11 protein-coding genes are annotated in these 9700 nt (G+C 38.1%); 3 read left to right on the forward strand and 8 right to left on the reverse strand.

The window, feature by feature from the left end; translation table 11 throughout:
* Window positions 1-912: metallophosphoesterase (locus HP456_RS15260; RefSeq protein WP_246289101.1), on the reverse strand; the 912-nt coding region annotated here is incomplete at its 3' end.
* 239 nt (window positions 913-1151) lie between these two features.
* On the opposite strand from HP456_RS15260, the gene HP456_RS15265 reads away from it, so the two are divergent.
* Window positions 1152-1643, forward strand: coding sequence for a CBO0543 family protein (locus HP456_RS15265; RefSeq protein WP_172252606.1), 492 nt, complete (start codon window positions 1152-1154; stop codon window positions 1641-1643).
* Between the two features lie 74 nt (window positions 1644-1717).
* Here HP456_RS15265 and HP456_RS15270 read toward each other — a convergent pair whose 3' ends face one another.
* The 3 genes from HP456_RS15270 to HP456_RS15280 form a co-directional block, all read right to left on the reverse strand.
* Entirely contained in the window at window positions 1718-2554 is an 837-nt protein-coding gene (locus tag HP456_RS15270; protein ID WP_172252622.1) for an STAS domain-containing protein, read from the reverse strand.
* Window positions 2555-2758: 204 nt separating this feature from the next.
* Window positions 2759-3277 carry a hypothetical protein gene (locus HP456_RS15275; RefSeq protein ID WP_172252608.1) on the reverse strand — a complete coding sequence of 173 codons (519 nt, stop codon included), beginning with the start codon at window positions 3275-3277 and terminating at the stop codon, window positions 2759-2761.
* A 200-nt stretch (window positions 3278-3477) separates the two neighbouring features.
* A complete protein-coding gene (locus HP456_RS15280) occupies window positions 3478-3897 on the reverse strand; it encodes an Lrp/AsnC family transcriptional regulator (protein WP_172252610.1) in 420 nt (139 codons plus the stop codon).
* Window positions 3898-4027: 130 nt separating this feature from the next.
* On the opposite strand from HP456_RS15280, the gene HP456_RS15285 reads away from it, so the two are divergent.
* Window positions 4028-4789 carry an MBL fold metallo-hydrolase gene (locus HP456_RS15285; protein ID WP_172252612.1) on the forward strand — a complete coding sequence of 254 codons (762 nt, stop codon included), beginning with the start codon at window positions 4028-4030 and terminating at the stop codon, window positions 4787-4789.
* Between the two features lie 155 nt (window positions 4790-4944).
* Here HP456_RS15285 and HP456_RS15290 read toward each other — a convergent pair whose 3' ends face one another.
* The gene (locus tag HP456_RS15290) at window positions 4945-5499 is read right to left on the reverse strand and encodes a TetR/AcrR family transcriptional regulator (RefSeq protein ID WP_172252614.1); all 555 of its coding nucleotides are present in this window, start codon (window positions 5497-5499) and stop codon (window positions 4945-4947) included.
* A gap of 357 nt (window positions 5500-5856) precedes the next feature.
* Between HP456_RS15290 and HP456_RS15295 the strand changes: the two genes are divergently transcribed.
* On the forward strand, window positions 5857-7344 hold the full coding sequence (locus tag HP456_RS15295) for a glycine betaine uptake BCCT transporter (RefSeq protein WP_172252616.1): 1488 nt from the start codon (window positions 5857-5859) through the stop codon (window positions 7342-7344).
* 53 nt (window positions 7345-7397) lie between these two features.
* On the opposite strand, the gene HP456_RS15300 is transcribed toward HP456_RS15295, so the two are convergent.
* The 3 genes from HP456_RS15300 to HP456_RS15310 form a co-directional block, all read right to left on the reverse strand.
* Window positions 7398-8057, reverse strand: coding sequence for a kinase (locus HP456_RS15300; protein ID WP_246289104.1), 660 nt, complete (start codon window positions 8055-8057; stop codon window positions 7398-7400).
* A gap of 136 nt (window positions 8058-8193) precedes the next feature.
* A complete protein-coding gene (locus HP456_RS15305; protein WP_216663307.1) occupies window positions 8194-8673 on the reverse strand; it encodes a GyrI-like domain-containing protein in 480 nt (159 codons plus the stop codon).
* A gap of 125 nt (window positions 8674-8798) precedes the next feature.
* Window positions 8799-9452, reverse strand: coding sequence for a hypothetical protein (locus HP456_RS15310; protein ID WP_172252618.1), 654 nt, complete (start codon window positions 9450-9452; stop codon window positions 8799-8801).
* Window positions 9453-9700: the final 248 nt, after the last annotated feature.

Here is a 9700-nt window from a genome sequence, read left to right on the forward strand (position 1 = left end):
TTTCACATATAATTTATTTATGGTTTCTACTTGTTCACAGAGGGTGAAGTGATCATCTTTATGAACGGGGATGAGCTCATAGGCCGGGTATGAAATCGTACCGTTCATCATTGGGTCACTGTGAAAGTCTTCGAGCACTTCATAATGTGGGAAATGATCGGTATATGTATGGGAAAATGTGTCTTTACCGATTGTCCGATCAATGATCAAGGCATTGAGCTGCCCAGTCTTTTTAATAATGTTTCCCCCATCTATAGCGATGATTCTCCTGGTTTCATCAATAATCGGATTGTGAGACGGGAGGTCAGAAGAATAGTTGACGACCGGCCAGTGTCCGACGATTACATATTTGCCTGCAGAATGTGTGTTGTCGAGGAATGACCTGTACGTGATAGCTTCTATTCGATCTGTTTGCTTCCAATCCTCTTTATCGTCAAGCCCTGCATGAACGAAGATATAGTCGTTTGTTTCGATCGCAGTCGGCAATCCCATAAGCCACTCAATTTCTTCTGAATAACGGCTGATCAACCGTTCTTTAATCTCTTTGACACATGTATCTTTCTTTAGTTCAAAACCAATTCCGTCGAGCCACTCATGGATGATTGAATGGTTTCTTGATTTTAAATAGTCCAGAAGTTTAGGGTTTTCCTCTACTAAATCTTCAACTAACGTGTCACAATTGCCTTCCGTAACGTGAACGTTGTTATTCGCAGACAGTTCCATTATGCAGCGGACAACCCCGTGACTGTTGCTGCCTTTCTCGCAAAGGTCGCCGTTTATGATCAAATAGTCTGCGGGATTGAACTCTACCTTTTCCAACAATTCTTCGAAAAGCTCCAATTCTCCATGTATGTCTGAAATGACAATGATTCTGGCGTTTTCGGGTATCCTTAACTCTTTGATTTTGTTCAATGTGGAGCCTCCTTCTTCCAGCAATATCTCACTTCCCGGTTTGATTTTAACATAATTTCCCTGAGTGTTTGTCAGAAAATAATAAAAAATTGAATTATATAACCGGGAATCACAGGGACAGATCCATCGGCAATTTCTTCAGAAATAGGCACGGGATCTGCACTCGTGTTTAATTTAACAATAAATCAGTATGTATTGTTAAAAAATGACAATGCTAATAGCATCAAGGAGGAAATGATATGCACATTATAATTGGTATATTGGTCATCATAATATCTTATGCCAAAGGTGATTGGGAAAATTGGGAGAAATACTATCCTACTATGCTTTATACATCCCTCTCATCTTTTGTTTATGAGTTTATTTCACACAGCCATTTTCACTTATGGGAACTAGAGAAAAGTCTTTTCAGTTTAATGGGCGTTCATTTCATTCATAACTTAATTATCAATCCGTTAATATGCTTTGTATTTTTATCTAAATTTCCCGACCAGTTCAGACATCAAATGATCTATTATGCGGAATGGGTTATTTTGTTTTTGGCAGCTGAATGGATTGCCTCTCATTTTAGTATCTTAACATACCATAATGGATGGAACCTCTGGTGGTCTTTTCTATTTATCCTGATCATGTTTCCTATGATTCGTCTTCATTATATCCATAAGCTCCGGGCATTAATTCTTTCTGTTATTATCTCAGCGAGTTATTTATTTCTGTTTGATTACTTATAGTCAGAAGACCTCAGGGATAGATCCCTTGTCTCTTCCTCGCAAAAAAACCACGGGACATGCTCCCGTGGTTTTGTCTATGCTTCTAAATTCAAGTGTTCTTTCAGGGTTTGTTGTAATGTGCCCTTTGTGTCTACCTGACTTCCAAATACCACTCCTGCAGCAACTACTTTTCTGACAATCTCAACCCGGAGCCCTGTAAGGATGACTTTGCACCCCATCATATTAACGCCGGATAAGATCTTATCAAATTGATGGAGGACGTCCATCTCCATTTCCGCAATACCCGATAAATCGATAATAAGGGTCTGGATGCGTAAAGAACTGACTCCCATTAACACTTTTTCTTCAAGTCTCTCCACTCTTAGGGCATCCATCATTCCAATTAAAGGCAATACTGCGATTGAGTTATTGATCGGGATGATGGGTGCTGATAGATTCTCCACAAGCTTTTTCTGCGATAACAGCAGTTTATCTTTGTAACCAGAGTAACTGATAAAGAAGTTATTCAAGAACTGATCAACACTGTCATTAATTCTTTTTTCCAACTCAAAGAATTTCTCTGTTGAAGTTTCATCGACATCATTCGATTGATCATATTGATATAGAAAATGCCATAAAGTTCTCCTGATTGCATGTACCCATTCCAGCTTGAATTCCAGTGTGAGAGAATGCTGTGCCCATGCAATGCCCTCCACTTTCGCAAATTCCACCAGCTTTTCATCATTGTCTTCGACGATATAGTGAGCTAAAATTTCTGCATTTTTTAATAAATCAATGTTTCCTTTTTCCAGAATATCATTGATTTTGCTGCCAACATTTACAGCTTCAGATAAAAGCTTTTGTTTAAAACTTTCTCTGTTATCCGTAAGAAATCTCGAAACTTGTTCATTATTTAGGAATATATCATTCATCACACTCATAACAACACGCTCCTTTTGTAATTCCGGATATATCCTTTATTCGTGATGATGAATAAAAATCCTCCAAAATCAAGGGTTTTAAACAAAATTGATCATTTTATACCTAAGTTCAAAATGGCCGGTACATAACTAGAGGAACAATTGTGATGACTCTTACATAGCAAAAAAACCACGGGGCTTTGTCCCGTGGTTCGGTTATTTCTCATTGACAGGGAGCACAACAGAAGAATAAACGGAACCGTTTATTTCAATCTCCATTCTCCATTTACCGCTTTCAGGAAACCAGAGGGTTACTGGTTGTTCTTTCTCATTCGTTTGGGGCACCGCCCTGGGTTCTATTTTCCCGTGTCCATCGTGAGTGAATAGAAGACGCACTTTATCTGCCCCTAAAGCTTTATCGGGTAAAATCAGGTTCGTCTCAAAATTTTTCTCCTCCACCACAATTGAATTGTATTCAATGCTTCCCTTCTCGTCACCCAAATACAAATTGCCTTCCGATACATAATCAGGGCTGGTGTGCCATTTAGCCCTCTCTTCTCCTGAGTAATGAAGAAAGACGAAGAGCAGCACACAAGCCAGACAAGCGCCTTGAGCTTTCCAAAATCCATTCACTGTTTTAAAAGAGTTCATCATTTCCGAATAAGGAGCCACAATCTTTAAAATAAGAAAAGCCACATTGAGAAAGAGCAGTGCCAATGCGATGAATAAAAACACATCATTCTCCCCCTTTCTGATCAAACGATAAGATAGGTCATCTATAGTATACGAAAATGTTACATGTGTTTATGAATGACTTACAAAGAATTGCTGATGAAGGTGCAAACTATGTTTTAAGGTAATGGGATAATTATTACAAATAGTGTCTTAGAACCTTTACTAATAAAGTACGTATACTGACACTGAGTTAATCTCTCCTACATTTTAGTTTTATTTATAACGATTGATAACTTGTAATTCACTTCCTTATTTAAACCAACTAAGAACTCATCTAATATCTCAGTTGAAGGAAATTTGCATTCTAAAAGATAACAACTATCCCCGCTAATTTTATAGTTATTTATAACATAGTCTTGATGAGATTTTATGAAAGACAGAAAAGGTCCGTGATATGTACTGTGTGTAATGATACTTATCATTGCATGAATCGTATACCCCATCTTTACCTGGTTCATTTTTATGGTGTATCCTTCAATAATTCCCTTATCCTCTAACTTCGCTACTCTGGCTGAAGCTGCCGGACCAGTCATATGTACTTTTTCACCTAACTCCTTCATTGATATCCGACTGTTCTTGGAGAGTTCATCGAGAATCTGCAAATCTGTTTTGTCCAGCATAAATCTAACTCCTTTCATAAATAAAGTAAATCGGGCAAAACACTTTCGTTAATCTATGTATCCTGTATTGGCTATAGTTTAGAATATACATTGTTCGAAGGCAATTTTCATGAAAAGGAGTTAATATAGAATGAATATACAACAAATTCGCAATGCAACAATTGTCGTTAAATATGCAGGAAAAAAGTTTTTAATCGATCCAATGTTAGCGGAAAAAGGGACTTACCCTCCGTTTCCTAATTCACCAAGACAAGATCAAAATAATCCTTTGGTGAATTTACCAACATCCATAGACCATATAATAAAGGATACAGACGCAGTCATCGTTACTCATTTGCATGTAGATCATTGGGATGAGGCTGCTATCCAAGCATTACCAAAAGATATAAAAATATTTGCCCAAAATGAAGAGGATGCGAAAGAAATTCGAACTGCCGGGTTTAAAGATGTTGAGATTTTACAGAAGGAAACGACCTTCGAAGGCATTCAATTAATTAAAACCAAAGGCGAGCATGGAAGAGGCGAGATCTTAAAACTTGCTGGTCCGGTATGCGGTGTCATATTCAAACATTCAACGGAAAAAACATTATATGTAGCTGGGGATACAGTTTGGTATGATGCAGTTCAAGAAGTAATCAACACCCATAAACCCGAAATTATTGCAATAAATGCCGGAGATAATCAATTCTTTGAAGGCGGCCCTCTTGTTATGGGGAAAGGTGATGTCCATGAAGTGAATAAAGCTGCTCCTGACGCAAAAATTATTGCTGTACACATGGAAGCCGTTAATCATTGGAATTTATCCAGAGTAGAATTGCAAAGATTCACCAATGAAAAAGGAATTTCTTCTAACGTTTTAATACCGGAAGACGGTGAATCCTACTCATTTTAATAATGAACATTTATATTCTGTCTGTTTTCAATTTAAACGACGGGACAGGCACTGAACTGCACCTGTTAGATATGACTAACTATGGGATGCAGTTCAGTACCTGTCACTACTTACTTTCTGTATTATTTATCACAATCCATAGCCAGATAATAAAGTTACCATGTATGTTGGACTAATGTCCTCGCAATCACAATAGAATGCTCAGTTGCTTTCTCTGCGCCTATCAATGTCGTCATGGAGGTAGTTCCTTCAAGCAGCAAGGTAAATTGATTGGCCAAATCTCTTTCGTTATCTATCCCTTTCCTTTGGGCCAATTCCTGAAAATATTTGAGTAATTTAGATTTATGTCCCCTTGCAATGTTTTCAATCTCATTATCCGTTCCTGCATAATCTTCTATAGCCCTCAAAAACATATCTCCTTTATAAGATTGTTCTTTCAACCAACGGCCATGAGCTTCAACAGCAAGAATGAAAGGGGAATCCGAATCCTTTTCTACATATAAATCCAAATAAGACCAATAGCGCGCTTCACGCTGCTTTAGCACTTCTTCTACCAATTTGTCCTTGGAAGAGAAATGATTATACAGCGTCATCGTAGCTACATTGGCCTCACTGATGATTTGCTTCAACCCTACTCCACGAAAACCATGTTCATAAAATAATCGTTCGGCTACTTTAAGTAATATATCTTTTTTTGAAGACCGGCTCATATGAATAACTCCTTAAATCGTTAGACCAACCTATTTATCTTAAGACTATCAATTTACCGCTTCTATAGTCAAACATTTTTGTTAAGCAAGTTATTAAGTTAAATCCTTAACAGTTTAAGTGTTTCATCTTTCATTTTGATGTACACTGCTCCATTTAATACACAATTTATTGACCAATCCTAATTTTAACGGTTGATAATATTAATCAATTTATGTTAAAAAGTAGAAAGGTCGTTCTATATATTTTAATTAATTGTCTGATGTAATAGGGAGTGTTTTTTAAAAGGGACATTAGTCAATTAAAATTCTCAAGCCGTTATATATTTAAATTTCAACAATTTCAGAAAGGGTTTTAGCATGAGAAAAGCAACAAATGTTTTTTGGGTTTCTCTATTCATATCTATTGTCTTTGTAATTTGGGGAGCATGGGACCCACAGAATCTTGATCGAGTTTCATCCGGCATTCAATCTTACTTAACTGATAAATTTGGATGGTTATATATTCTATCTGTATCGTTATTCCTTATTTATTCCATTTATTTAATATTTAGTCCGTATGGAAAAATGAAGCTGGGGAAAGAAGGTGATGAGCCTGAATACAACCGTATAACATGGTTTGCTATGTTATTCAGCGCTGGAATGGGAATTGGAATCATCTTTTGGGGAGCTGCAGAACCCCTCGTTCATTTTTCTTCTCCTCCTCAGGCAGATCCCGAAACAATGGAAGCAGCTACAAAAGCTCTAAGGTATTCTGTATTTCATTGGGGTCTCCAGACTTGGGCAATCTATACTGTCATTGCTCTTTCCATTGCTTATTTCAAATTCAGAAGAGGAGCTCCAGGAGTTATTAGTGCCACCTTTCAACCACTATTAGGAGATAAAGTAAATGGAGTCTTTGGTAAATTAATTGATATTCTGGCTATATTGGCCACAATATTCGGAGTTGCGACTTCCCTTGGACTTGGTGCATCACAGATTGGCGGTGGTCTTGCATTTATTACAGATATTGAAAATACAATGACAACCAAGTTCATCATTATTATTATCGTGACCGTCTTATTTATGATATCAGCTTGGTCTGGAGTTAGCAGGGGAATTAAATATTTGAGTAACACTAACATTATTTTGGCAGCCATTTTGATTTTATTTACGATAGTATTTGGACCAACCGGGTATATAATTGAAACATTTTCATCAACAATTCTTACCTATTTAAAGCATCTGCCAGAAGATAGTTTTAAGCTTGCTCCCTTAGATCCGGAATATAATCAATGGAAACAAGATTGGACCGTGTTTTATTGGGCGTGGTTTATAGCTTGGTCTCCATTCGTTGGAACATTTATCGCCAGAGTTTCTAAAGGCCGTACCATTCGTGAATTTGTTTGCGGCGTCCTCTTTATACCTACTTTATTCTGTATTCTTTGGTTCACTGTTTTTGGTGGAGGAAGTCTATTTCAGGAACTTGAAGGGATAAACACTGGTTTGACTGAACTAGCAAAAGAGGAAGCTATGTTTGGGATGTTCTCTTCGCTGCCGTTCGGGATTGTAGCTACAGTCATTGCAGTCTTGCTGATTGGAACATTTTTTATCACGTCTGCCGATTCAGCTACATTCGTTTTGGGGATGCAATCTACAAATGGCACTCTAAATCCTCCCAATGCTGTAAAGCTGAGTTGGGGCGTTATTCAAGCAGCTACAGCATCTGTCCTTCTAGCATCCGGGGGACTTGGAGCTTTGCAGACCGCATCTATTGTATCTGCATTCCCATTCATTTTTATCTTATTGTTTATGATTGTTTCACTAAATAAAGCTTTGAGAGAAGATATCCAGAAGAATGACAATTGACTTAAAAGAGGAGGGATGTTTTGGTGAACATTCCTCCTCTTTACTAGAAGTTATCAAACTCTGACAACATAATCTGCATGACTGATCGGATTTACCTCATTTATGTAATATTCTTCAGCTTCCCAATATCTTCTCCTATACTTATCGAGCCTTGCTTGGTAATCCCCAAGATAAACATCACGACCTAATACTCTCTCTTCTCTCATTTCATTCGGGCAATCGATATATATCATATAATCAAAGAAATCCCGCCATTCTTCTCTTTGCAAGAAGACTCCTTCAATTAGAATGATCGCGTGGTATGCAAGATTAATGGTTTTCTCTGTGATTGAGCCGGATTGATGATCATAGAAGGGGAAAGTGAGAGAATCGAAGTTTTGATGCAGCTTTTGGAATAGTCCTTTTTGTAAGAATTCGATATTCCATTGAAGAAAATAATATTCATACCATTCTTCTTTTCCTGTTCCATATCGTTCCCTTCTTTCTACAATGCAATCGTCTATATGAAGGATAGAAGCCTGACAATTTGCCAGCTTTAATTCATATCGTAGCTTTTCGGCAAACGTCGTTTTACCAGCTCCGCCCAATCCATCAATTCCTGCAATCAAGCGGCTTTTCTTGGAAGGTTTACTGTGATAGTGGGTTAACAACGCTTCAGTTACTTGATTAACATCTTCACTTCCCTCGTTATTCTCCAACATTGACAGTTTCAATTAGTCACTCACCTTTCCAATATTTACTCTTCACATACCATTTACATGCGCCCTTCTGGAGGCATGTTTAACTTCTACCTAGCAGTTCTTCCAGTTTTTGATCTACTGCTTAATGATCGAACTAAAACCTGATGAATCATCGGATCGGATCACATAGATCCACTTCAGCTTCCTTTTCCGACCAATTCGAATATATTTCCAATGACCACTTATCTGGTATTCTCATATATTCTTTTTCCTCTATCCATTTGTGCAAATGAGTATATACCCGGAAAATTTCTGAAGCATGCCCTTTAAAGTTTAGTACCGCATACTTCTGTGCAGGGACAACCAGGCTGACCATCCCTTCTGGAATATCCCCGAAATCAAGCACCTCATAACAAACCCAATATCCATCATCTTCTTCTGAAGTCTCTGCAGCTTTAAATGTCCCGATAAGTTTAGCTGCCTCAACCAGATGATTAATTTCATTTTTACGTCGATTTAATGCCATCGATGCCTTAGGAATCTCTTGACCATAACCTGTCATATCTTCGCAAACCACACGAAACCCGACTAATTTCTTCTCTTCAACCTCTCTTACACCAATTAATGTTATGGGATTGATTTTTTCCATTACTTTCTTCTCCTTTCGAATTTGATTAACTGCTCCTGCGGATCTTTCACTTCCAATTATTTCAAATCACTTAGAAAAACTCAATCAATATAAATAAAAAAGGAGCGGGAACCCGCACCTTTTTGTTAATTCCCTTCCGATTCTACCGCAGTCGCCAGTGCATCGAATGGTTCCTTATTCTTCGACGTAATGGAATAAACCGTTTTTCCCTCCTGCCACTTCACCACTGTTTCAGGGTGTTCTTTAAAACCGTTGATTGTGATCATACCGATTTCATGGGGGGCGGGCAAGTAATGGGATTCCAAATATCCAACGACTTTCTTCGCCATTTCACTCCCACCTTCGTACCCATCTATGACGTATTGCGGATCTGTCGGAAAATCGAGCTGAATCAGCCAGCGGCCTTCATTCCAGGAAATATACTCATGCCCCGCTGCCCCTTCCTGAAAGCCTTTGATTCCATGACCAAGGTCGATATTCGTCTGATCCACTTTTCTGTATCCATCGATGGCGGCAGCCGCTTCCTCAGCTGAATCATATTCCTGTTTCTCTATGCCGTCAGCTTCCTTCTCAGGTTCATTGGAATCTTCGCTCTCCTTGATATCTTCTGTCTCAGAGGCAGATTCTTCTTCGCTCGTACCCGTAGGGGTCTCTGTTTGACTCTTCTCTTCTGTAGTCTTTGTGTCTTCTTTTTCTGGTTCTGTCGCATCTTGGCTGCAGGCTGATAAGAGTAATATACCGCCAAGAAGGAATGCAGCACCCTTTATTTTTATAAACATTTCTGCACCACCTTTTACTATAGTATATGTTTGTTTACCCTTCCCATTATGGGAATATCCATTATAGACTATAAGTAACTGTTGCTTTGCTACATTTTTCTTTTCGCTAAGTAACCCAGCCCCAGATAAATCATTCCGATACATACTATCAATATTTCACTTTTATATCCCAACGCCCCGTAAGAAATCATGAAAGTCACAATAAAGGCTATGCCAAGCGATATACAAAATCCAATATAAAACATGGC

Origin of the sequence: Bacillus haikouensis (genome assembly GCF_013179555.1) — a bacterium.
Classification (GTDB): Bacteria; Bacillota; Bacilli; order Bacillales; family Bacillaceae_B; genus Rossellomorea; species Rossellomorea haikouensis_A.

What these genes read in the sequence shown, in the direction of transcription:
- HP456_RS15290 (WP_172252614.1), bottom strand. Translation starts at nt 5,499, where the DNA reads ATGAGCCGGTCTTCAAAAAAAGATATATTACTTAAAGTAGCCGAACGA.
- HP456_RS15280 (WP_172252610.1), bottom strand. Translation starts at nt 3,897, where the DNA reads ATGCTGGACAAAACAGATTTGCAGATTCTCGATGAACTCTCCAAGAAC.
- HP456_RS15265 (WP_172252606.1), top strand. Translation starts at nt 1,152, where the DNA reads ATGCACATTATAATTGGTATATTGGTCATCATAATATCTTATGCCAAA.
- HP456_RS15295 (WP_172252616.1), top strand. Translation starts at nt 5,857, where the DNA reads ATGAGAAAAGCAACAAATGTTTTTTGGGTTTCTCTATTCATATCTATT.
- HP456_RS15270 (WP_172252622.1), bottom strand. Translation starts at nt 2,554, where the DNA reads ATGAATGATATATTCCTAAATAATGAACAAGTTTCGAGATTTCTTACG.
- HP456_RS15310 (WP_172252618.1), bottom strand. Translation starts at nt 9,452, where the DNA reads ATGTTTATAAAAATAAAGGGTGCTGCATTCCTTCTTGGCGGTATATTA.
- HP456_RS15305 (WP_216663307.1), bottom strand. Translation starts at nt 8,673, where the DNA reads ATGGAAAAAATCAATCCCATAACATTAATTGGTGTAAGAGAGGTTGAA.
- HP456_RS15285 (WP_172252612.1), top strand. Translation starts at nt 4,028, where the DNA reads ATGAATATACAACAAATTCGCAATGCAACAATTGTCGTTAAATATGCA.